This window comes from Agromyces sp. MMS24-JH15 (assembly GCF_043518605.1).
Lineage (GTDB): Bacteria > Actinomycetota > Actinomycetes > Actinomycetales > Microbacteriaceae > Agromyces.
The window spans coordinates 2,561,283-2,583,139 of the sequence record NZ_CP171358.1 but is presented as its reverse complement, the minus strand read 5'-3'; the positions used below and the strand labels follow the sequence as shown (position 1 = coordinate 2,583,139).

The following is a 21,857-nucleotide window of genomic DNA, read 5'->3' as shown; positions in this document are numbered from 1 at the left end:
CCGCCCCCTCGTCGCCCTCGACGCCGCCGAACCTGACAGGTGGTTCAGGTTTCAGGAACGTACACTAGAACCGGATCCGACCGCCGCGCAAGCACCCGGTCGAACACCGGCGCCGGCGGGTCCCGAGACGAAGGAGTCCCCCGCATGTCCCTGCCCGAAGTCGTCATCCTCGCCGGCGCCCGCACGCCGTTCGGCCGCATCTCCGGGAACCTCGCCGGCCTGTCCGCGGTCGAGCTCGGCACGATCGCGATCCGCGGCGCCATCGCGAAGGCGGGCATCTCGCCCGACGACGTCGACCAGGTCCTCATGGGCCAGGTGCTGCAGGCCGGTGCCGGCCAGAACCCGGCCAAGCAGTCGGCCGTCGCCGCGGGCATCCCGTGGCGCGTGCCCGCGACGACCCTCAACAAGGTCTGCCTCTCGGGCCTCGTCGCGATCACCGACGCGGCTCGCCTGATCCGCCTCGGCGAGGCATCCGTCGTCGTCGCCGGCGGCCAGGAGTCGATGACGAACGCGCCGCACCTGCTCCCCGGCTCGCGCACCGGCAAGGGGTACGGCGCGTGGGAGCTCCGCGACCACGCGGCGTACGACGGCCTCACCGACGCATTCGACCAGGAGTCGATGGGCGCCTCGACCGAGCGCGTCAACGGGCGCCTCGGGATCGGGCGCGCCGAGCAGGACGCGATCGCGGCCGCCTCGCACGTCCGCGCCGGCGCCGCGCAGGCCGCCGGCCGCTTCGACGACGAGATCGTCGCGGTCGAGATCCCGCAGCGCAAGGGCGACCCGGTCGTCGTCGCCGTCGACCAGGGCGTGCGCCCCGACTCGACCGTCGACACGCTCGCCGGCCTCCGGCCCGCGTTCGCGGCGGACGGGACGATCACGGCCGGCAACTCCTCGCCGCTGTCGGACGGCGCCGCCGCGGTGGTCGTCGCGAGCCGAGCGTGGGCCGAGGAGCGCGGGTTGCCGTGGCTCGCCGTCATCGGGGCATCCGGACAGGTCGCCGGACCCGACAACTCGCTGCACTCGCAGCCCTCGAACGCCATCGCCGCCGCGCTCGCGCGCGAGGGCTGGGACGCCGTCGATCTCGACCTCGTGGAGGTCAACGAGGCCTTCGCCGCGGTGTCGCTGCAGTCGACGCGCGACCTCGGGCTCGACCCCGAGCGGGTCAACGTCGACGGCGGCGCGATCGCGCTGGGGCATCCGATCGGCGCCTCGGGCGCGCGCATCGCGCTGCACGCCGCGCTCGAGCTCGCCCGGCGCGGCGGCGGCCGCGCCGCGGTCGCGCTGTGCGGCGGCGGCGGCCAGGGCGAGGCGCTGCTGCTGTCGAGGTAGCCGCACGTCGGCGGCGGATGCCACCATGACGGCATGACCACGACCGAGCACACCGGACTCGACCACCGCATGCGTCGCATGACCGGCCGGGATCCGGGCGAGGCGCACCGCGCGGCGACGCCGCTCGAGCTGCTCTTCGACCTGATGTTCGTCGTCGCGTTCGGCCAGACCGGCACGCAGGCCGCCCACCTGCTCGAACTCGGGCACTGGGGGCCGGCGTTCGGCGGGTTCGTGTTCGCGGTCTTCGCGATCTTCTGGGCGTGGATCAACTACTCGTGGTTCGCCTCGGCGTTCGACAACGACGACCTGTTCTTCCGCATCGCGACGATGGTGCAGATGCTCGGCGTGCTCGTCCTCGCGCTCGGACTGCCGCCGCTGTTCCACTCGATCGACGAGGGCGAGCACATCGACAACGGCGTGGTCGTCGCGGGCTACGTGATCATGCGCGTTGCGATGGTGGCCCTCTGGCTGCGGGTCGCGCGGCACGACCCCGCGCACCGTCGGACCGCGCTCGCCTACGCGACCCTGATCGCGATCGCGCAGGCCGGATGGATCCTCGCGATCTTCATCGACCCGCCGATGGAGCTCGCCTGGCTCCTGTGGGCCGTGCTCATCCTGTTCGAGATCTCGTCGCCGCTGTTCGCGGAGTTCCGCTTCGGCCGGACGCCGTGGCACCCGCACCACATCGCCGAGCGCTACGGCCTGCTCGTCATCATCACGCTCGGCGAGGTCGTGCTCGGCACGATCTTCGCGGTGTCGGCCGTGGTCGAGGAGCAGCAGTGGAGCGTCGAGGCCGGCCTCCTCGCGTTCGGCGGCACGGCGCTCGCGTTCGGGCTGTGGTGGGTGTACTTCATGATGCCGTCCGGGACCGTGCTCGCGAGGCATCCGCGGCGCGGGTTCCCGTGGGGGTACGGGCACATCCTGATCATCGGGTCGCTCGCGGCGACGGGCGCGGGCCTGCACGTGGCCGCCTACGTCATCGAGGGCACGGCCCACATCGACGAGATCGCCGCGCTCGTCACGGTCGTCGCGCCGGTCGCGGTGTTCACGGTCGCGCTCTTCTCGCTGTACTCGATCCTGCTCATGCAGTTCGACCCGTTCCACCTGCTGCTCTTCGTCGGCGCGCTGGTCGCGCTCGGGCTCGCGGTCGTCGCCGTCGCGGCAGGCGCGAGCCTCGGCGTCGGCATCGTGCTCACGGCGTGTTCGCCGCTCGTGGTGATCGTCGGCTACGAGACCGTCGGCCACCGGCACCAGGCGGCGGCGCTGACGCGGACGCTCGGCTGAGCGCCCGCGCCGTCGCGGCCCGTGCGTCCCGGGCACGCCGGGCTGCGCCCGGCTCAGGCGTTCGGCCGGTTCGCGCGCAGCACCTCGAGGCGCGCGCGGTACTCCTGCTCGTCGATGTCGCCCTGCGCGAACCGCTCCGCGAGCGTGTGCTCGGCGCCGCCACGCGCCCACGGCGGGCCGTCGCCGCTCCACGCCGCCCGGCGCCAGCGGCGCCCGAGGAACGTGAACAGCAGCACGAAGAACAGGATCCAGAACAGCGGGATCAGGAAGAACATCCAGCCCCAGCCGGCGGCCCACGGGCCGACATGGGCGACCGCGGCGGCGGTCGTGAGGGAGGCGAGCATGGTCGCACCTTTCGTCGTCCGGCCCGCGGATCGGGCCGTCGCGACCACTCTCGGCGGGATCGCGCGCGGCCGGATCCGCCCGGGGAAGGCACTTCGGATGCTCCGCCGGGAGCATGCGCGCGGCGCGGCCGCGCCGACTACCGCCGCCCCGACTACCGCCAGCCCGGTGCGACGAGCCCGGTCTCGTACGCGACGACCACGAGGTGCACGCGGTCGCGCGCGTGCAGCTTCGACATGATCCGCGACACGTGCGTCTTCGCCGTCAGCGGGCTGAGCACGAGGCTCGCGGCGATCTCGTCGTTCGTGAGCCCCTGCCCGACGAGGCGGAGAACCTCGCGCTCCCGGTCGGTGAGCACGTCGAGCGCGGCGCGGTCGGGCGCCTCCCGGAGGCCGTCCGCGAGTCGCTCGAGCAGCCGCCGCGTGACGCCGGGCGACAGGAGCGCGTCACCCGACGCGACCGCACGCACCGCCCGGATGAGCTCGGCGGGTTCGGTGTCCTTGACGAGGAATCCGCTCGCGCCGGCGCGCACGGCCGCGACGACGTACTCGTCGAGCCCGAACGTCGTGACGATCACGACCCGCACGCCCGAAAGCGCCGGGTCGGCGACGATGCGCCGGGTCGCCTCGATCCCGTCGCCGTCAGGCATCCGGATGTCCGCGAGCACGACGTCGGCCGGCGTCTCGCGCAGCCGGGCGACGAGCTCCGACCCCGTGGACGCCTCGACGACGACCTCGAGGTCGGGCTCGGCGTCGAGCAGCGCGCGGAACCCGGCGCGGACCAGCGCCTGGTCGTCGGCGAGCGCGACCCGGATCATCCGCCCACGCTCCACGGGAGGCGCGCGCGCACGCGCGTGCCGCGACCCTCCGGACCCGCGCCGATCTCGACGGATCCGCCGAGGAGGGCAGCACGCTCGCGCATCCCGAGCACGCCCATGCCGACCGCGTCCGACCCGTCGGGCGGCAGCCCGCGGCCGTCGTCCTGGACGCTCAGCACGAGGTCGCCCGCCTCGCGCTCGAGCACGACCCGGACGCTCGCGGCGTCGGCGTGCCGGACGACGTTCGTCAGCGCCTCCTGCGCGATCCGGTAGGCGGCGAGCTGCACCGGATGCGCGGGCCGGCCGTCGCGCGCGTCGAGCCGGTCGTCGAGCTCGGCGTCGAGCGCGGGCGAGCCCACTCCCGCGACGAGTGCGGGCAACTGGTCGAACCCCGCCTGCGGCGCGAGCGGCGCCTCGCCGTCCGAGCGCATGACCCCGAGCACGCTCCGCACCTCCTCGAGGGCCTGCTTCGACGCCGCCTTGACGTTCGCGAGCGCGATGCGACCCTGCTCCGGGTCGCGGTCCATGAGGTGCAGCCCGACGCTCGCCTGCACGTTGATCTGCGACAGGGCGTGCCCGACCACGTCGTGCAACTCGCGCGCGATGCGCACGCGCTCGCGCTCCTCGGCGCTCTGCCGGCGGCGTTGCGCCTCGGCGCGGAACTCGGCCGCCCGCGCGCGGCGCACGCGCACGAACGCTCCGACGGCGAAGCACGCCGCGAGGCCCGCGGTCGCGAGCACGACGCGGAACGGGTGCCAGTCCAGTCCGACGGCCACCCCGATCCCGATCGCGGCGAGCCATCCCGTCGCGACCGACGCGGCGGCCCACGCCACCGCGCCGCGCGCCATGCCGAGCACGATCGCGAACGCGAGCGCGACGTACGGCGGGCCGTCGACGCCGGTGAGCACCGCGGCGAGCGCGAGACCCGACTCGATCGCGACGGTCGGGCCGGGCAGGCGGCGCGCCGCGAGGAGCACCAGGGGGCCGGCGATCGCGAGTGCGACGAGCGCCGCGCCGACCACGGGTCCCGGGCGCTGCCACCAGATCACCGCGACCGTCGCGGGCACCTGGATCAGCAGGCTCGCGACGACGGGCACGAACAGCACCACGCGGGGCGGAGGCGGCCAGGGGCCCTGCCCGGACGGGTGCGGCATCCTCCGATGCTAGCGACGGCCGCACGCGGCGGCATCGGCCCACGGGAGGGGCTCGCCGTACTCCCGCGGGCGTACGCCGTCGCGCGAGACTCAGGCGACGTCGGACCAGGGCAGCCGCGCGGTCACGCGCGTGCCGCCCGCGGGCGACGGGCCGACCTCGACCCGGCCGCCGATGAGCGCCGCCCGGTCGCGCATACCGACGATGCCGCCGCCGGCCTGGGCGCGCTCGCCGATCCCGTCGCCGTCGTCGTCGACCGTGAGCACGAGGTCGCGATCGTCGCGGTCGAGGACCACGTCGAGCCCGTCCGCGCTCGCATGGCGGACCGCGTTGTCGATCGCCTCCTCGACGATCCGGTACGCGGCGTACTGCACCGCCCGGGACGGGGCGCGCCCGAGCCGGTTGTCGAGGTCCGCCCGCACGCCGCGCGAGCGCGCGGCCTCGACGAGGCGCGTCAGTTCGTCGAGCTCGGCCCAGGGCACCTCGTCGCCGTCCCGGATGGCGTCGACGACGACGCGCAGGTCGGTGAGGGCCGCGTTCGTGGTCGCGCGGATCCGCTCGAGCGCGACGCGCGCGCGGACCGGGTCGCGGTCGAGCGCGTGCAGCGCGACGGTCGCCTCGACGTGCGCCTGCGACAGCGCCTGGCCCAGCTCGTCGTGCAGGCCACCCGCGATCCGCGCGCGCTCGCGCCGCTCGGCGCGCCGCCGCCGGAGCTGCACCTCCTCGCGCAACGCGGCCGCGTGACCGCGACGGACCCAGACGAGCCATCCGATGCCGAAGCAGGCCGCGAGCACCGCGGTCTCGACCGCGACGCGGAGCGGATGCCACTCGAGGCCCTCGAGCGTGCCCAGGACGACCTCGCCGAGCCACGCCGTGCCCGCCGACACCGCGGTCCAGACCAGCGCGCCGTGCGCGACGCCGATCCCGATCGCGAACCACAGCGCGACGTACGGCACCCAGGCCACCGGGCTCGTGAGCCCGTGCACGAGCGCGAGCGCCGCGACCACGGCGACGGTCGGCCCGGGCCGGCGCCGCGCCCCGAGCAGCGCGATCGGGCCGGCGACGGCGAGCAGGATCCCGACGAGCGCATCCGCGGCACCCGGCCCGTACGCGGCGATCACCGCGAGCGCGAGCGGGAGCTGCACCGCGAGCGACGCGATCGCGGGGCCGAACCGGCGCACGGGATCCGGGAGGCGGGAAGCGCGGCGGGACGCGGACGACGGAACGGGCGTGCGGAGGTCGATCATGGCGTGGCGTGGGTCCGATTCAGAAGAGCGCGACCGGCTTGACGATGTCCGCGTAGATGAGCAGGGCGCTCATGCCGCCGAGGATGACGACGACGCCGAGCGTGAGCGGCATCAGCTTCGCGAGATCGACCGGGCCGGGATCGGGCTTGCGGCGGAGCTTCGCCCAGCCGCGGCGGATGGCCTCCCAGATCGCGCCGGCGATGTGGCCGCCGTCGAGCGGGAGGAGGGGGATGAGGTTGAACACGAACAGGGCGATGTTGAGCGAGGCGAGGATCCCGATGAGCCCGGCCGCCTTGTCGAGCACGGGCACCGTGTCGAGGCTCGCGATCTCGCCGGCCACGCGGCCGACGCCGACGACCGAGATCGGCCCGTTCGGGTCGCGCTCGCCCGGGCCGAACGCGGCATTGGCGACGTCCACGAGTCGCTGCGGCAGGTTCAGGATGACCCCGCTCACGGCGACCACGTTGTCACCGACGGTCTGGAACACGACCGTGATCGGCTGCGCGGCGCGCTCGTACGCGGCGCCGATCCCGACGAAGCCGACCTTCTCGGTCACGGGCTCGCCGTCGGCGTCCGTCACGATCTCGCCCCGGTCGTCGTAGACGTACCGCTCGGTGAGCAGCGGCGTGACGGCGAGGGTGCGCTCGACGCCGTCGCGCTCGACGACGACCTCGATCGGCTCGCCCGGGTGCGAGCGGATGATCGCCGTCGACTGGTCCCACGCGGTGATCGGGGTCCCCTCGACCGAGATGATGCGGTCGCCGGGCTCGACGCCCGCGGCGGCGCCGGGCGCCGCCGGGTCGCCCGCCTCGCACTCCTGGCGTTCGCTCGTGTCGGGCAGCACGCACGCCGACACCGAGCCGACCGTCGTCGACGGCTGCTGGATCCCGACGCCCATGAGCAGGACGCCGAACAGCACGACGGCCAGCACGAGGTTCATGGTCGGGCCGCCGAGCATGACGATGATCCGCTGCCAGACCGGCAGCCGGTAGAACGCGCGATCCTCGTCGCCCGCCGTGATCGTCTCGGCGCTCTGGTCGCGCGCGTCCTGCACGAGGCCGCGGAAGAACCCGGTGCTGTCGGCCTTGACCGTGCCGTCCTTCGCGGGCGGGAACATCCCGATCATCGAGATGTAGCCGCCGAGCGGGACGGCCTTCACGCCGTACTCGGTCTCGCCACGGCGCCGGGACCACACGGTCGGGCCGAACCCGATCATGTACTGGGTCACCTTGACGCCGAAGATCTTGGCCGGAACGAGGTGGCCGATCTCGTGCAGCCCGATCGACACGGCGAGGCCCAGCGCGATGATGACGACGCCGAGGATGAAGGCGAGCACGGAATCCACGGCGAAAGCGTACTGCCGTCTGCTTGGAGCGCGCTGTCGACCGCCTGCGAGGGTGCCGGGCCGGCGTCCGGCGGCGCCCGACGGCGCCCGGCTCAGGCCGCGTCGATGCGGCGGTTCGCGGCGCGGCGCGCGGATGCCTCCGCCTCGGCGAGCGACGCGACCGTGAGCGTCCCGCCGGCAGCATCGTGCGACTCGACGACCGCGCGCACGATGTCGAGGATCCCCGTGAACGCGATCCGGCCCGCGTGGAAGGCGGCCACGGCCTCCTCGTTGGCGGCGTTGAACACCGCGGGGTACTCCCCGCCGGCCCGGCCGACCTGCTTGGCGAGCGCGACGGCCGGGAACGCCTGCTCGTCGAGCGGCTCGAACGTCCACTGCGACGCGGTGGTCCAGTCGAGCGGCCGGCCGACGCCGCCGACGCGGTGCGGCCAGTCCAGGCCGAGCGAGATCGGCAGGCGCATGTCGGGCGGCGAGGCCTGCGCGATCGTCGACCCGTCGACGAACTCGACCATCGAGTGCACGATCGACTGCGGGTGCACGACGACGTCGATGCGGTCGTACGGCACGCCGAACAACAGGTGCGCCTCGATCACCTCGAGGCCCTTGTTCACGAGGGTCGCCGAGTTCGTCGTCACGACGAGGCCCATGTCCCAGGTGGGGTGCGCGAGCGCCTCGCCCGGCGTGACGCCCGCGAGCTGCTCGCGCGTGCGACCGCGGAACGGGCCGCCCGATGCGGTGAGCACGAGCCGGCGCACCTCGTCGCGCGACCCGGCGCGCAGCGCCTGCGCGATCGCGGAGTGCTCGGAGTCGACCGGCACGATCTGCCCGGGCGCGGCTCGGCTCGTGACGAGGTCCCCGCCCACGATGAGGGATTCCTTGTTCGCGAGCGCGAGCGTCCGCCCGCGCTCGAGGGCCGCGAGCGTGGGCCGCAGGCCGACCGAGCCCGTGATGCCGTTCAGGACGACGTCGGCGTCGACGTCGTGGACCAGCGCGACCGCCTCGTCGACGCCGACCGCGGTCGCCTCGACGTCGAACTCGCGCGCCTGCGCCTCGAGCGCCTCCCGGTTCGTCCCGACGGCGAGGCCGACGACCTCGAAGCGGTCGGGATTGGCGTGGATCACCTCCAGCGCCTGCGTTCCGATGGAGCCGGTCGAGCCGAGGACGATGACGCGCTTCACCGTCCCACTGTACGGCGGCGCGCCGGCAGCCGGGGATGCGGGCTCGCGCGTCAGGGAAGCACCGCGACGGCCGCGACGAGGCCGTCGCCGACGTCGAGGTCGTGCACGCGGATTCCGCGCCACTGCGAGCCGATCTCGGGCGCGGTGCGGACCACGCAGGCGACGCCGGGCTCGTCGTCCGTCGTCGCGAGTGCGATGCCGGAGGGCTCCTGCAGGTCGGAGTGCCCCAGTGCGCGCACGAGCGCGGCCTTGCGCGCCCAGGCGCGCGCTCGCGCGCGCGGCCGCGCGGCCTCGTCGTGGTCGGCGACGGCGGCGAGCTCCAGCGGGTTGAGCGCCGCCTGGTCGATGAGCGGGCCGCCCGCGCCCGGACGGACCAGCCCGAGCCCGAGCCGGTGGTGCGAGCCCGCGACCGCGACCGTGGTCCCGTCGAGGTGCAGCACGTCGCCGAACCATCCGGCGCCCGACGGCGTCGACGGGTAGTCGATCTCGGGCCGACCGTGCCTGGCACCGCACTCGGCGCACGCGAAGGCGAGCTCCACGTCCTCCGCCGGCACGTCCGCCTCGTGGGCGATGAGCTCGCGCAGCACCTGGACGGGCGGCACGCGACGGTCCGCGAGGACCGCGGCCGCGGCACCGTCGTCGCCGAGCCGGCTCAGCTGTGCCTCGGGCAGGGCCTCCATGCGACCATCCTCCCGCACGCGCGGCGCACGGGCGCAACCCGCCGCCGTCATATTCCGGCGCCCGCATGGGAACCCGCGTACCGTCTCCGTGTGAGCGAGATCGAGGCCACCGCCGTTCCTGCGCCGCCGAAGAAGCCGGGACTGCTGTACGGCGGCGTCCGATTCATCCTCCGCCCGCTCAGCCTCCTGCTGTACCGGCCCCGGATCGAGGGCGCGAACAACGTGCCGCGGCACGGCGCGGTGATCCTCGCGTCGAACCACCTCTCGTTCGTCGACAGCATCGTGATCCCGCTGACGACCCGCCGTCCCGTGCAGTTCCTCGCGAAGTCCCACTACTTCACGGGCAAGGGGCTCAAGGGCTGGGTGAGCCGCACGTTCTTCCGGTCGATCGGCGCCGTGAGCGTCGACCGCGGGGTCGGGTCGCAGGCCCAGGAGGCGCTCGACCAGGGGCGGCGCATCCTCGAGGCCGGGCAGGCGTTCGCGCTCTACCCCGAGGGCACCCGGTCGCTCGACGGCCGCCTGTACCGGGGCCGGACCGGCATCGCGTGGCTCGCGCTCACCACCGGGGCCACGGTCGTGCCGGTCGGCCTGATCGGCACCCAGGAGATCCAGCCGGTCGGCGCGAAGCGGCCGCGCATCCGCCCCGTGACGGTCCGCTTCGGCGAGCCGATCGACCTGTCCGGGCACGGTCCGGCGACGTCCGGCAAGGCGCGCCGCACGGCCACCGACGAGGTGATGGCGGCGATCCACGCGCTCACCGGGCAGGAGCTCGCGGGCACCTACAACGAGGCGCCCCCGCAGAACCCGATCGCGCGCATCGCCGACCGGGTCATGCCGCACGAGCGCATCTGACGCCCCCGTCGCACCGGATTCCCAGCGCACGACCCGTGCCACCCGGTAGGGTCGCGGAGATGAGGGCCGTCTCCGCAGCCGCGCTCGCGAGCGCGATCCTCGCGTGCGTCGTCGGCCTCGCCGGCTGCGTCGCGGACCCGCCCGCGACGACCGCGCCGCCGACCGTCGAGCAGGCCGACCCGCCGACCGAGCGCTTCGACGCCGGCCTCATCGTGAGCGACGACGGGTTCTACGACAGCACGTCCATGGACGAGCGGGACATCCAGTCGTTCCTCGAGTCGGTCTCGTGCCGGCCCGACATCGGCGTGCCGTGCCTCGCGGACTACCGCGAGGACACCCCGACGCAGGAGGCCGCCGGCCCCGGACACTGCGCCGAGTACCCGGGCGCGACCGGCGAACCCGCGAGCCGGATCATCGCGAAGACGGCGGTCGCCTGCGGCATCAGCCCGAAGACCCTGCTCGTGCTGCTGCAGAAGGAGCAGTCCCTGCTCACGCGGCCGAGCGAGCACGGCTACGCGCGCGCCACCGGCTACGGATGCCCCGACACGGCCGACTGCGCCGTCGAGTACTTCGGATTCGCGAATCAGGTGTACCACGCGGCCTGGCAGTTCCGGCAGTACACCGAGCAGCCCGACCGCGCCTACCGGATCGGCGTCGTCGACGTGCGCTACCACCCCGAGCCGGCGTGCGGCGGCGCCCCGGTCGACATCCGGAACCAGGCCACCGCGAACCTGTACAACTACACGCCGTACCAGCCGAACGCGGCGACCCTCGCCGACCCGGAGCAGGGCGACGCGTGCAGCGCGTACGGCAACCTCAACTTCTGGCGGATCTGGTGGCGCTGGTTCGGCGACCCGACCGTGGTGCGCTACCCCGGCTTCCTTCCCGCCTGCACGCAGCTGGTCGGCGGCGACCCCTGCCCGCCGGCCGCGACCCTGCCCGCGGTCCCGGCGCCCGCGCCCGAGTGACCGGAGCTACTCGGCTCCGGCCTCGGCGAGCACCGACGCGGTCGGCTCGTGCCGGACCGGGAACGACACGGACGACGCGATGAAGCACAGCTCGCTCGCCTCGTGGTGGAGCGCCTGCGCGAGCTCGAGCATCGACGCGTCGGCCACGACGACGTGCGGGCGAAGCACCGCCTCGGTGAACGCACCGCCGCCCCGGCCGTCCTCCTGCATGGTGCCGACCGCGACATCCGCGTAGCCGCGCACCACGACGCCGTGGCGGACCGCGACGTGGAGGTAGGAGAGCATGTGGCAGTCGGCGAGCGCCGCGAGCAGGAGCTCCTCCGGGTTCCAGCGCGCGCGGTCGCCGTGGAAGGCCCGATCGCTCGACCCGGCGAGGTCGTGCAGCTTGCCGTCGCTGCGCACGACGTGCTCGCGCCCGTACTCGCGGTAGCCGGATGTCCCCGTCCCGCGGTCGCCCTCCCAGGCCAGGCTCACTTCGTACCGGTGCTCGCCGAGTCGCATCCCGACATCCTCGCACGCGACGCGGGGCGCCGATCCGGGCGACGCCCGGCCACGGCGGTCCGCCGGCATCGCCGATAGACTTTCCGGATCATGACTGACACCATCGACGCCCAGCCAACCGTCGCGCCGATCCACTCCGTGGAGCAGACGCGCAAGGTCGTGACCGAGATCCCCGGTCCGAAGTCGAGGGAACTGCACGAGCGACGTCGAGCCGTCGTCGCCGACGGCGTCTCGAGCGCCCTGCCGGTCTACATCGAGCGGGCCAACGGCGCGATCCTGGTCGACGTCGACGGCAATCGGTTCGTCGACTTCGGCGCCGGCATCGGCGTCACCACCGTCGGCCACACCGAGCAGTCCGTCGTCGCCGCCGCGGCCGACCAGCTGCAGGACGTCATCCACACGCTCTTCACCATCACGCCCTACGAGGAGTACGTGCGCGTCGCCGAACTGCTCGCCGCGCACACGCCCGGCGACTGGGCGAAGAAGACCGTCCTCGTGAACTCCGGTGCCGAGGCCGTGGAGAACGGCGTCAAGATCGCGCGCAAGCACACCGGCCGTCGCGCGGTCGCCGTGCTCGACCACGCCTACCACGGCCGTACCAACCTCACGATGGCGATGAACTACAAGGCCCACCCGTACGCCACCGGATTCGGGCCGTTCGCGGGCGACGTCTACCACGCGCCGAACTCGTACCCCTACCGCGACGGCCTGGACGGGCACGAGGCCGCGGCCCGCACGATCGCCTACCTCGAGAAGGTCGTCGGGGCCGCCGACCTCGCGTGCCTCGTCGCCGAGCCCATCCAGGGCGAGGGCGGCTTCATGGTGCCGGCCGACGAGTACCTGACCACGCTGCAGGCGTGGTGCACCGAGCACGGCGTCGTCATGATCGCGGACGAGATCCAGTCGGGCATGGCGCGCACGGGCCGGTTCTTCGCGAGCGAGCACTTCGGCTGGCAGCCCGACCTCGTGCTGTCGGCCAAGGGCATCGCGGGCGGCCTGCCGCTCGCCGCCGTCACCGGCCGCGCCGAGATCATGGACTCCGCGCACGCCGGCGGGCTCGGCGGCACGTTCGGCGGCAACCCCGTCGCGTGCGCCGCCGCCATCGCGGTCTTCGAGTCGATCGAGCGCAACGGCCTGCTCCAGGAGGCCGAGCGCATCGAGCGCACGCTCACGGCCGGCCTCGAGCGGCTCGCGAAGCGGTACGACGTGATCGGCGACATCCGCGGCAAGGGCGCGATGATCGCGATCGAGCTGATCCAGCCCGGTACCGCGGTCACCGCGAAGCAGCCCAACCCCGAGGCGGTCGGCGCGATCGTCGAGTTCGCCGCGCAGCGGGGCATCCTGTTCCTCAGTGCCGGGACCTGGGGCAACGTGCTCCGCTTCCTGCCGAGCCTCGCGATGACGGACGCGCTCATCGAGGACGCGCTGACCGTGCTCGACGACGCCCTCGCGGCGCTCGGCTGAACGTGCCCGGTACGTTCTCCGTCTCGGACGCGGTCGAGCTCGCCGTCGTGGTCAGGAGTGGTTTCGTGGAATCCCGGCATGCCGGATCGGCCGTGGTGCTGGCCCCCGACGGCACCGTCGTGCGCGCGCTCGGCGACGTGCACTCGCCGATCTTCCCCAGGTCGTGCCTGAAGCCGTTCCAAGCGGTCGCGGTCATGACGAGCGGCGTGACGCTCCGCGGCGAGGACGCGGCGATCGCGACCGCGAGCCACTCGGGCACCGCGGCGCACGTCGCGCTCGTCCGCGGACTCCTCGGCCGCGTCGGGCTGCCGGCCTCGGCGCTCGGATGCCCCGCCGCGGCGCCGTCCGACCGTGCCGCCCGCGAGCAGCTGATCCGCTCCGGCGGCGGGCCCGAGCGGACCATGATGAACTGCTCGGGCAAGCACGCCGCCATGCTGCTGGCGTGCGTCGCCAACGACTGGCCGGTCGACGGCTACCTCGACCCGCAGCACCCGCTGCAGCGCCGGGTGCTCGACGTGCTCGAGCGGTTCACGGGCGAGCGCCCGTCCGCGATGGCGGTCGACGGGTGCGGCGCGCCGGTGTTCGCGATCTCGCTCGGGGCGCTCGCGCGAGGCATCCAGAAGCTGACGACGTCGCAGGCGTCCTCGCCCTTCGCGCTGTTCCGCGAGGCCGCCGCGCTCACCGAGGCGGTCCGCGAGCACCCGTGGGCGATCGGCGGCCCGGGCCAGCCCGACACCGTCGCGATCGAGCGGCTCGGCGTGTTCGCCAAGATCGGGGCCGAGGGCGTCATGGTCATGACCGCGCCGAACGGCACGACGACCGCGGTGAAGGTGCTCGACGGCAGCTCGCGCGCGACGACGATCGTCGCGCTGCGCCTGCTCGCCGACGCCGGCGCGCTCGAGCACGACGCGATCGACGCGGTCCAGGCCGAGCTCGACCTGTGGGTCATGGGCGGCGACCAGCCGGTCGGCGAGATCCGCGCGACGGTCTGACGTCGCGCGGATCTCGCCGCGGCGCGCCGGGTCCGGAGCGGCGGGCGTGCCCGCTCGGCCGGGCGCGCGCGTCAGCCGAGCTTGGCGAGGCGCCGCGTGCGCGCCGCCCGGGAGACCTGCGCGGTGATCACGATCACGATCGCGAAGAGGAACACCGCGGACGCGATGACGTTCGCCTCCGCGGGGATCCCGCGCGACGCCGAGATGTACACGTACTTCGGGAACGTGGTGACCGAGCCCGAGTTGAAGTTCGTGATGATGAAGTCGTCGAAGCTGAGCGCGAACGCGAGCAGCGCCGCGGCGAGGATCCCCGGCAGGAGCAGCGGGAACGTCACACGCCAGAACACCTGGGACGGCGACCCGTAGAGGTCGCGCCCCGCCTCCTCGAGTGCGGGATCGAGGCTCGCGACCCGCGCTTTCACGGTCACCACGACGAAGCTGATGCAGAACATCGTGTGCGCCAGGATGATCGTCGTCATGTCCTTCGGCACGCCGACCGCGAGGAACTGCGCCGCGAGGCCCGCGCCGAGCACGACCTCCGGGGTCGCCATGGGCAGGAACAGCAGCAGGCTGACGGCCGAACGGGCGCGGAAGCGGTAGCGGACCAGCGCGATGGCGATCATCGTGCCGAGGACGGTCGAGACGAGCGTCGCGACGACGCCGATCACGATGCTGTTCGCGAACGCCTCGCACACCGCGCCGCCCTCGACGTTGCAGACGTTCAGCCACTTGTCGAAGGTGAATCCGCGCCACGAGATGTTCGACTTCACCGAGTCGTTGAACGAGAACACGAACGTGTACGCGATCGGGATGAGCAGGAACACGAGCGCGATCACGGAGTACGCCGGCAGCAGCCAGTCGCCGAGCCCCGGCCGACCGGCCCGGACCCGACGGCGCGGCCCGCGCGCGTCATCCAGCTGCTGTTCCTCGGCGAGGCCGCCGATGACCGCGCCCGCCTGCACCTCGCCGCTCACAGCAGGTCCTCCGTCCCGCTCCGCTTCACGTACACGCCCACCAGCACGAGGATCGCCGCCATCAGGATGATCGACAGCGCGGCCGCGGCCGGGTAGTTGAGCAGCACGAGGAAGTTCGCCTCGATCACGTTGCCCATCATCTGGGTGTCCGGTCCGCCCAGGAAGTCGCGGCTCGCGTTGACGTAGTCGCCCGCCGCGGGGATGAACGTGAGCAGCGTCCCCGCGACGATGCCAGGCATCGACAGCGGGATGGTCACCTTGCGGAACACGTGGAACGGGCTCGCGTACAGGTCGGACCCGGCTTCGAGGTAGCGCAGGTCGAGCCGCTCGAGCGTCGTGTAGAGCGGCAGCGTCATGAACGGGATGAAGTTGTAGGTCAGGCCGAAGATCACCGCGAACGGCGTGCCCGTGAAGTGCGCGTCGGGTGCGAGCAGCGAGAGCGCCTTGAGCGACGTGATGATGAACGACTCGTCCGAGAGCAGCTGCTTCCACGCGAGCGTCCGCAGCAGGAAGCTGATGAAGAACGGGGCGATCACCAGGATCAGCATGATGCTCTGCACGAGCGGCCAGCGCCGCGCCTTCACGCCGATGAAGTACGCGAGCGGGTAGCTGATGACCAGGGCGAGCACCGTCGCGATCAGCGCGTACCCGAACGACCGGACGATGTGCGGCCAGTACAGCTCGACGACGTCGACGTAGTTCTGCCAGTTGAACGCGTACTCGTACTGGCCGATGTCGCCGAACTCCGCGGGCTGCTGCAGCGAGGTGAGCAGCAGGGACACCAGCGGGGTCAGGAAGAAGAGCAGGAGGTACAGGATGCCCGGCAGCAACAGGAGCAGCGCGATCGGGCCGCGACGACGCGGGGCCTGCGGCTGCGCCTCCGTGGTCGCGAATGCGGCGAACGCCATCAGTGGTCCTCGAGCTCCGACACGAGCGCCTCGCGGCGCTGCGCGGCGATGGACGAGGTCGAGTCGTCGGCAGGGAAGCGGGCGCCGTCGCCGGGCTCGTCGGCGAGCCCGAACCCGTGCTCGACCGGCCAGCTCACCCACACCTCCGAGCCGAGCGAGGCCGCCGGTCCGTGGCCCGTGTTCTGCGCGAACACGAGCACCGTGCCCACGGCCGGGATGTCGACCAGGTACTGCGTGCTCACGCCCGAGAACGAGACGTCGATCACCCGGCCTGGGCCCAGCGCGTTCCGGTCGGACGCGGCCTCGGGCGCCTCGAGGTGGAGCGCGGTCTTCTCGGGCCGCACGCCGACCGTGACGTCGCCGCGATGCCGCTGCGCGCGCGCGGCCGGCACCGTGACCCGGCCGCCGCCGACGGCGACCGAGATCGCGTTGTCGGTCGCGGCGACGACGGCGCCCGTGAACAGGTTCGACTGGCCCAGGAAGTTCGCGACGAACGTGGTGCGGGGCAGGTCGTACAGTTCCTCGGGCGCGCCCATCTGCTCGATCGCGCCCTTGTTCATCACGGCGACGGTGTCGGCCATCGTCATGGCCTCCTCCTGGTCGTGCGTGACGTGCAGGAAGGTCAGCCCGACCTCCTCCTGGATCGACTTCAGCTCGAGCTGCATCTGCCGCCGGAGCTTGAGGTCGAGAGCGCCGAGCGGCTCGTCCAGGAGCAGCAGCGCCGGGCGGTTCACGATCGCGCGGGCGAGCGCCACGCGCTGCTGCTGGCCGCCCGAGAGCTGCTGGGGCTTGCGCTGCGCGACGTGGTCGAGCTCGACCAGCCGCAGCGCCTCGTGCGCGCGCATGACCGCGTCGCCGATGCGCCGGCGCTTGAGCCCGAACGCGACGTTCTCGAGGACGGTCATGTGCGGGAAGAGCGCGTAGCTCTGGAACACGGTGTTCACCGGGCGCTCATGCGCCTTGGTGCTCGTGACATCCTTCCCGCCGATCAGGATCCGGCCGCTCGTGGGCTCCTCGAGCCCGGCGACCAGCCGGAGCGTCGTGGTCTTGCCGCACCCGGACGGACCGAGCAGGGCGAAGAACGACCCTGCCGGGATGACGAGGTCGAGCTCCTCGATCGCCGTGAAACCGGGGAAGCGCTTCTGGATGCCGACCAGTTCGAGATCGGCGCCGCGCTCGGCGAACTCGCGGATGGACATGGATCTCCCGTCCTCAGGAACCGAGCAGGATGCTCTGGAACGCGGCCTGGTACTTCTGCTCTTCCGCGGGCGTCAGCGTGCGGAAGATGTGGGCCTGCGACAGCGTGTCCTCGTCGGGGAAGATGAGCTGGTTCTCGGCGAGCTCGGGGTCGATGGCCATCGCGGCCTCCTTCGCGCCCACGACCGGGGTGATGTAGTTCACCCAGGCGGCGACCTCGGCGGCGACCTCGGGCTCGTAGTAGTAGTTGATGAGCGTCTCGGCGTTGGTCTTTCGCGGCGACCCGATCGGCACGAGGAAGTTGTCGTTCCAGAGCGTGCCGCCCGCGGTCGGGAGCGCGAACTCCCACTTGTCGCCGGCCTCGGCGTTGATGACCGTGATGTCGCCCGACCAGCAGATGGCGGCGAGCGTGTCCTCGCTCTTCAGGTCCTCGAGGTAGGAGTTGCCCTTGATGTTGCGGACCTGGCCGGACTCGACCTGCTCGCGCAGGATCTCGTTCGCGGCCTCGAACTCGGCGTCGCCCCACTCGCCCGAGATGTCCACGCCGTTCTGGAGCATGATCTGGCCGATCGTGTCGCGCATCTCGGAGAGCACGCCCACGCGGCCCTTGAGGTCGGAGTTCCAGAGGTCGTCGATCGACTCGAGTCCGCCCGGGATCGCCTCCTTGTTCCAGCAGATCCCGGCGAACCCACCCTGCCACGGCACCGAGAACTTCCGGCCGGGGTCGAAGTCGGGGTTCTCGAGCGCGGGCGTGAGGTTCGCGAGGTTCGGGATGTTCGCGTGGTCGAGCTCCTGCGTGTAGCCGAAGCGGATCCACCGCCCGACCATCCAGTCGGTGAGGCACACGGTGTCGGCGCCGATGTCCTGGCCGAGCGCGAGCTGGTCCTTCACCTTGCCGTAGTAGGTGTTGTTGTCGTCGACCGCGACGTCGTAGTTGACCTCGATGCCGGTCTGCTCGGTGAACGCCTGGATCGTCGGGTAGTTGCCCGCGTCGTCCTCGTCGATGTAGGCGGCCCAGTTGGCCCAGTTCAGCGTCTGGTCGGTCGACGACTTGTCGGCGGCCGCGGTCGGCTTGGCCGCCTGGCCGCCCGTCGAGCAGGCCGCGAGCGCGAGCGCGGACGCGCCGGCGCCGGCTCCCGCCAGGAGGCTGCGACGGGTGAGCTGAGCACGGCGGGCCTGGAGGACCAGGGAGCGGATGACCGGGTCCGCGGGCAGGGGACGAGAGGACACGGGGGACTCCTATCGGCTTCGGCGCTGTCGGGTGGGTAGATATTGCCACATTGGCGCTCCGGAATCACGGATTCATATCCGAATCGTTAACTTCTCGGGTCTCAGGATGCGGATTCCGCACCGATTGCGCACTTCGATGACGGGATCCGTCGTTCCGGCCGGGCCAGGTCCGGCGTTCGACCGGCGCACCCGGCACGAGCAGCCAGCACTGGGTCGGGACGAGGTCGAGCAGGGGCGGCAGCCCCCGGTCCCGGGCGAGTGCGCGGAACTCCCCCGGTCCGCCGCGGACCACGGTCGCGGCGCCCTCGCGCACCGCCTGGGCGAGCATCCACTGCGCCGACCAGGTCTCGGCGTCCGCCGCGACCACGGCGTGGATGCCCCGGTCCGGTGCGTTCTCCGCTGCAGCGTCGCTCGCTGCGTCGCTCCCCGCGAGCGCGGCGAGGATCCGGCGCGCCTGCTCCGGATCGTGGCCGAGGACGACGGGATCGGCGCCGACGATCGCTCCGACGAGTTCCGCGTCCACGCGCGGACTCGGCGAGACGACGGCGACGACCCGGTGCGCGCCGTCGACGAGGTCCGACGCGGACAGCGCCGGGACGACCCGCTCCGGCGCCGGCTGAGGGTGCGGGCACGCGAGCACCTGCACCCGCAGGCCGCGCCATTGGCCTGAACCCGGTGGATCCCAGGGATTCCAGAGTTCGCCCGTGCCGCCGGAGTGCAGCAGGTCCGCGCGGCTCGCATGCCGCAGTCGGAGCACCGCGCCGAAGCCCTCCTGCGCGGCCCGTCCCAGCGACTGCTGGCTCGACGCGGAGGCGACGACCCGGATGCCGGCGGCACCGCCTTCGCGCAGCACGGTCTCGACCGCGTCGAGCCCCGCCATCCGGTACGCCTCCGGCCAGCCGCGGAAGCGGACGTCGAGGTCGTCGAGCACGAGCAGCGCCGGTCCGGCGGCCGCACCGGCGCGGATGCCCGCAACCTCGGCCATGAGCGCATCCCACTGCGCACCGCGCGAGCCGTCGAGGCGGCGCACCGACGCCGCCCCGTGGGCCTCGGCGAACGCGCCCGCGACCGCGTCGAGCGCGCCCGTCCGGCCGCTCCGAACCGTCCCGACGACGAGCAGGTTCCCATCCTCGGACGGCGCCCAGCGTGCGGGCAGGCGCCGCTGACGATCCGGGTCGTCGAGGACCCCGAACACGACGCCGGAGTCGTGCTGGGAGCGGTCATCGCCGCGGCCGCCGGGATCCCCGGCCTCGGTCGCGGTGCACGCGGCGACGTCGGCCGCCGTCACGCGGTCCGGCAGCGGGTCGAGCCACGCGCGCCGGGCCGGGGCATCCGATGCCCGGGCCGCCCGGAGGTCCGCGAGCGCCCCCGCCGACGCGAGCGCCGACTGGAAGGCGAGCGGTTCGGCGTCCCCACGCACGAGCATCGCCCGCCCGGGCGCGTCGGCCGGCAGGGATGCGGCGGCGGGCGATCCGATCACCGCCGTGCTGTCGGCCGCCTGCAGGACCCGGAGCGAGATCCGCAGCGGACAGTTCGCGAGCACGCCCTCGCGCACGACGCCGTTGGGTCGCTGCGCCGCGAGCACGAGGTGCACCCCGAGCGATCGGCCGCGCGCCGCGATGTCGGCGATGACCGGGCCGAGTTCGGCGAATCGCTCGGCCACGGCCTGGAACTCGTCCACGACCACGACGAGCCGGGGCAGGACGTGCTCGGGCGCGAGGTCGACGAGGTCGCGCGCACAGGCGGCGCGCAGCACGCCCTCGCGATGCCGCAGCTCCGCCCGCAGGCTCAGCACCGCGCGCCGGGCGCCCGCCTCGTCGAGGTCGGTGACGAGGCCGGTCACGTGCGGGAGCCCCGCCAACGGCTCGAAGGCCGCGCCGCCCTTGAAGTCGACCAGCAGGAAGGCGACCGCCTCCGGCGGATGGGCCCTGGCCATGCCCGCGAGCCAGGCGAGCAGGAACTCGCTCTTGCCGCTGCCGGTCGTCCCGGCGACGAGCGCATGCGGGCCGTCGCCGACGAGGTCGAGCTCGACGATCCCGTCCGCGGCCCGACCGACCGCGACGCGGAGGCTCGCCCGGTCCGGAGCGCCCAGCGCAGGCGCCGTCCCGGCTGTCGCGGTCCCGGCGGTCGCGGGCGCGGTCCTGACTGCCGCGGTCGTGGTCGTCGCGGTTCCGCCGCCCGGCAGCTCCGCCCAGTCCACGATTCGCGGCAGGACGGCGGCGCCCGTCGAGAGGCCCGCGTTCGCGGCGACCTCGCTCGCCGCCGCCGCCCAGACGACCGCCTCGAGCTCGCCGACGAGCTCGGGCACGAGCGTCCGGCCGTCGGGCCGACCCCGGTGGCGGACGAGTACCGCGGCACCGGTGGAGCGCAGCTCGATCACCGTCCGCAGGCCCGGCGGCAACGCGCCCTCGGACGCCCCCACGGCCACGCGCACGAGGTGCTCGGGCGCGGGGCGCCCGGGGGCGAGGCGCTCGGGCATGGCTCGATCGTCGGGCGCGGCGCGCCCCGGGCCGGCGCCCTCGCACGCATCCGCGGTTCCGGGGCATCCCGGTCCCGTGCCCTCGCCGATCACGATCCCGACCAGGCCGGTGCGATGCGGGAGCCCGCGCAGCCACTCCCAGGCCTCCCCCGCGGGCTCGATCGCGAGCGCGCCGGGCCGCACGCGGTGCGCGACCTGCACCGCGACGGCCCGCGCGGCCGCCCGCGCCAGCGGAGCGGGCCCGACGAAGCCGAGCCCGCCCGCGAGGTCGATCTCGAGCGGGGCATCCGGAATCACGCTCGCGCGCGCCACGGCGGCGCGGTCGTTCGCATCGACGACGCGCCCGTCGAGCCGCAGGGCGCTCGCCGCGGCCGCGGTGCCGACCACGACGGTGCCGAGCGCGTCGGCCTGCCAGTCCGCACCCGGCCGTTCGCGGAGGACGTCGCGCGCCGACGGCGACCGACGCCGGAGTGCGTCGCGCTCGAGCGCGTGGCGGGTCGTGATCGCCTCGTGCACGCGTGCGAACTCCTCGGTGCGCTGCCGCCTCGCGCGTCGGCGCGACCTCGCGGCCTGACGGCGCGCGTCGACCAGCGAGGCGACCGCCACGAGCGGCCCGACCGCGGCGAAGGCGAGCGACAGTGCGGAGCCCGTGATCGTCCAGAGGACGAAGGCGCCCACGACCGGCGCGACGGTCGCGAGGACCGGGAAGCCGGCCTGCGGCGGATCCGGCACGGGGGCCGGCAGGCTCAGCGGCCCGATCGCATCGAGGCCGCCGAGGGCATCGAGGCCTTCGACGCCGTCGAGACCGCGTGCCTCGCGCGAGCCGGGATCGTTGCGGTCCATCCGACGAGTCCAGCGGACCGGACCGACACCGTCGTCCGACGGCGGGCGCGATCACGCGCGACGACCCCGCACGCG

Annotated in this window: 19 protein-coding genes; 6 read left to right on the top strand and 13 right to left on the bottom strand. The window is 73.5% G+C overall.

Features of this window, described 5'->3' with window-relative positions; all coding sequences use genetic code 11:
• Window positions 1-144 precede the first annotated feature (144 nt).
• Together ACDF64_RS11680 and ACDF64_RS11675 are read left to right on the top strand one after the other, a co-directional pair.
• Window positions 145-1,329 carry an acetyl-CoA C-acetyltransferase gene (locus tag ACDF64_RS11680; RefSeq protein WP_394551467.1) on the top strand — a complete coding sequence of 395 codons (1,185 nt, stop codon included), beginning with the start codon at window positions 145-147 and terminating at the stop codon, window positions 1,327-1,329.
• A gap of 33 nt (window positions 1,330-1,362) precedes the next feature.
• On the top strand, window positions 1,363-2,613 hold the full coding sequence (locus ACDF64_RS11675) for a low temperature requirement protein A (RefSeq protein WP_394551465.1): 1,251 nt from the start codon (window positions 1,363-1,365) through the stop codon (window positions 2,611-2,613).
• Between the two features lie 53 nt (window positions 2,614-2,666).
• On the opposite strand, the gene ACDF64_RS11670 is transcribed toward ACDF64_RS11675, so the two are convergent.
• The 7 genes from ACDF64_RS11670 to ACDF64_RS11640 all read right to left on the bottom strand — a co-directional run bounded on the left by ACDF64_RS11670 (window position 2,667) and on the right by ACDF64_RS11640 (window position 9,374).
• Window positions 2,667-2,957 carry an SHOCT domain-containing protein gene (locus ACDF64_RS11670; protein WP_394551463.1) on the bottom strand — a complete coding sequence of 97 codons (291 nt, stop codon included), beginning with the start codon at window positions 2,955-2,957 and terminating at the stop codon, window positions 2,667-2,669.
• Between the two features lie 152 nt (window positions 2,958-3,109).
• Entirely contained in the window at window positions 3,110-3,772 is a 663-nt protein-coding gene (locus ACDF64_RS11665; RefSeq protein ID WP_394551461.1) for a response regulator, read from the bottom strand.
• Window positions 3,769-4,926 (bottom strand): sensor histidine kinase, encoded by a 1,158-nt coding sequence (locus ACDF64_RS11660; RefSeq protein ID WP_394551458.1) that lies wholly within the window; start codon window positions 4,924-4,926, stop codon window positions 3,769-3,771. Before ACDF64_RS11660 ends, ACDF64_RS11665 begins: the two co-directional genes overlap by 4 nt.
• A 90-nt stretch (window positions 4,927-5,016) precedes the next feature.
• Window positions 5,017-6,171, bottom strand: a complete 1,155-nt coding sequence (locus ACDF64_RS11655; protein WP_394551456.1) for a sensor histidine kinase — start codon at window positions 6,169-6,171, stop codon at window positions 5,017-5,019.
• A gap of 19 nt (window positions 6,172-6,190) precedes the next feature.
• Entirely contained in the window at window positions 6,191-7,516 is a 1,326-nt protein-coding gene (locus ACDF64_RS11650) for a M50 family metallopeptidase (RefSeq protein ID WP_394551454.1), read from the bottom strand.
• A gap of 92 nt (window positions 7,517-7,608) precedes the next feature.
• Window positions 7,609-8,694: a 1-deoxy-D-xylulose-5-phosphate reductoisomerase gene (dxr, locus tag ACDF64_RS11645; protein ID WP_394551452.1), complete on the bottom strand. Its 1,086-nt coding sequence runs from the start codon at window positions 8,692-8,694 to the stop codon at window positions 7,609-7,611.
• Window positions 8,695-8,744: 50 nt separating this feature from the next.
• Window positions 8,745-9,374, bottom strand: a complete 630-nt coding sequence (locus ACDF64_RS11640; protein WP_394551450.1) for a hypothetical protein — start codon at window positions 9,372-9,374, stop codon at window positions 8,745-8,747.
• Window positions 9,375-9,473: 99 nt separating this feature from the next.
• Here ACDF64_RS11640 and ACDF64_RS11635 point away from each other — a divergent pair, with 99 nt between their 5' ends.
• Both ACDF64_RS11635 and ACDF64_RS11630 read left to right on the top strand, forming a co-directional pair.
• Window positions 9,474-10,226 (top strand): lysophospholipid acyltransferase family protein, encoded by a 753-nt coding sequence (locus tag ACDF64_RS11635; RefSeq protein ID WP_394555128.1) that lies wholly within the window; start codon window positions 9,474-9,476, stop codon window positions 10,224-10,226.
• Window positions 10,227-10,285: 59 nt separating this feature from the next.
• Complete coding sequence (locus tag ACDF64_RS11630; RefSeq protein ID WP_394551448.1) at window positions 10,286-11,194, top strand: hypothetical protein; 909 nt, start codon at window positions 10,286-10,288, stop codon at window positions 11,192-11,194.
• Between the two features lie 6 nt (window positions 11,195-11,200).
• Here the strand turns inward: ACDF64_RS11630 and ACDF64_RS11625 are convergent, their stop codons facing one another.
• Window positions 11,201-11,695: an OsmC family protein gene (locus ACDF64_RS11625; RefSeq protein ID WP_394551446.1), complete on the bottom strand. Its 495-nt coding sequence runs from the start codon at window positions 11,693-11,695 to the stop codon at window positions 11,201-11,203.
• 90 nt (window positions 11,696-11,785) lie between these two features.
• Here ACDF64_RS11625 and gabT point away from each other — a divergent pair, with 90 nt between their 5' ends.
• Window positions 11,786-13,159 (top strand): 4-aminobutyrate--2-oxoglutarate transaminase, encoded by a 1,374-nt coding sequence (gene gabT / locus ACDF64_RS11620; protein WP_394551444.1) that lies wholly within the window; start codon window positions 11,786-11,788, stop codon window positions 13,157-13,159.
• 2 nt (window positions 13,160-13,161) lie between these two features.
• Window positions 13,162-14,151 carry an asparaginase gene (locus ACDF64_RS11615; RefSeq protein WP_394551442.1) on the top strand — a complete coding sequence of 330 codons (990 nt, stop codon included), beginning with the start codon at window positions 13,162-13,164 and terminating at the stop codon, window positions 14,149-14,151.
• Between the two features lie 71 nt (window positions 14,152-14,222).
• Here ACDF64_RS11615 and ACDF64_RS11610 read toward each other — a convergent pair whose 3' ends face one another.
• The 5 genes from ACDF64_RS11610 to ACDF64_RS11590 all read right to left on the bottom strand — a co-directional run bounded on the left by ACDF64_RS11610 (window position 14,223) and on the right by ACDF64_RS11590 (window position 21,782).
• A complete protein-coding gene (locus ACDF64_RS11610; protein ID WP_394555126.1) occupies window positions 14,223-15,005 on the bottom strand; it encodes an ABC transporter permease in 783 nt (260 codons plus the stop codon).
• Between the two features lie 116 nt (window positions 15,006-15,121).
• Window positions 15,122-16,033: an ABC transporter permease gene (locus tag ACDF64_RS11605; protein WP_394551440.1), complete on the bottom strand. Its 912-nt coding sequence runs from the start codon at window positions 16,031-16,033 to the stop codon at window positions 15,122-15,124.
• A complete protein-coding gene (locus ACDF64_RS11600) occupies window positions 16,033-17,232 on the bottom strand; it encodes an ABC transporter ATP-binding protein (protein WP_394551437.1) in 1,200 nt (399 codons plus the stop codon). Before ACDF64_RS11600 ends, ACDF64_RS11605 begins: the two co-directional genes overlap by 1 nt.
• Window positions 17,233-17,245: 13 nt before the next feature.
• Window positions 17,246-18,460, bottom strand: coding sequence for a PotD/PotF family extracellular solute-binding protein (locus ACDF64_RS11595; protein ID WP_394551435.1), 1,215 nt, complete (start codon window positions 18,458-18,460; stop codon window positions 17,246-17,248).
• 64 nt (window positions 18,461-18,524) lie between these two features.
• Complete coding sequence (locus ACDF64_RS11590) at window positions 18,525-21,782, bottom strand: FtsK/SpoIIIE domain-containing protein (protein WP_394551433.1); 3,258 nt, start codon at window positions 21,780-21,782, stop codon at window positions 18,525-18,527.
• Window positions 21,783-21,857 lie beyond the last annotated feature (75 nt).

Excerpts from the sequence above, each read along its gene's own strand:
- ACDF64_RS11630 (WP_394551448.1), top strand. The coding sequence starts at position 10,286 with ATGAGGGCCGTCTCCGCAGCCGCGCTCGCGAGCGCGATCCTCGCGTGC.
- ACDF64_RS11625 (WP_394551446.1), bottom strand. The coding sequence starts at position 11,695 with ATGCGACTCGGCGAGCACCGGTACGAAGTGAGCCTGGCCTGGGAGGGC.
- ACDF64_RS11660 (WP_394551458.1), bottom strand. The coding sequence starts at position 4,926 with ATGCCGCACCCGTCCGGGCAGGGCCCCTGGCCGCCTCCGCCCCGCGTG.
- ACDF64_RS11590 (WP_394551433.1), bottom strand. The coding sequence starts at position 21,782 with ATGGACCGCAACGATCCCGGCTCGCGCGAGGCACGCGGTCTCGACGGC.
- ACDF64_RS11665 (WP_394551461.1), bottom strand. The coding sequence starts at position 3,772 with ATGATCCGGGTCGCGCTCGCCGACGACCAGGCGCTGGTCCGCGCCGGG.
- ACDF64_RS11680 (WP_394551467.1), top strand. The coding sequence starts at position 145 with ATGTCCCTGCCCGAAGTCGTCATCCTCGCCGGCGCCCGCACGCCGTTC.
- ACDF64_RS11670 (WP_394551463.1), bottom strand. The coding sequence starts at position 2,957 with ATGCTCGCCTCCCTCACGACCGCCGCCGCGGTCGCCCATGTCGGCCCG.
- ACDF64_RS11655 (WP_394551456.1), bottom strand. The coding sequence starts at position 6,171 with ATGATCGACCTCCGCACGCCCGTTCCGTCGTCCGCGTCCCGCCGCGCT.
- ACDF64_RS11640 (WP_394551450.1), bottom strand. The coding sequence starts at position 9,374 with ATGGAGGCCCTGCCCGAGGCACAGCTGAGCCGGCTCGGCGACGACGGT.
- ACDF64_RS11600 (WP_394551437.1), bottom strand. The coding sequence starts at position 17,232 with ATGTCCATCCGCGAGTTCGCCGAGCGCGGCGCCGATCTCGAACTGGTC.
- gabT (WP_394551444.1), top strand. The coding sequence starts at position 11,786 with ATGACTGACACCATCGACGCCCAGCCAACCGTCGCGCCGATCCACTCC.
- ACDF64_RS11605 (WP_394551440.1), bottom strand. The coding sequence starts at position 16,033 with ATGGCGTTCGCCGCATTCGCGACCACGGAGGCGCAGCCGCAGGCCCCG.
- ACDF64_RS11675 (WP_394551465.1), top strand. The coding sequence starts at position 1,363 with ATGACCACGACCGAGCACACCGGACTCGACCACCGCATGCGTCGCATG.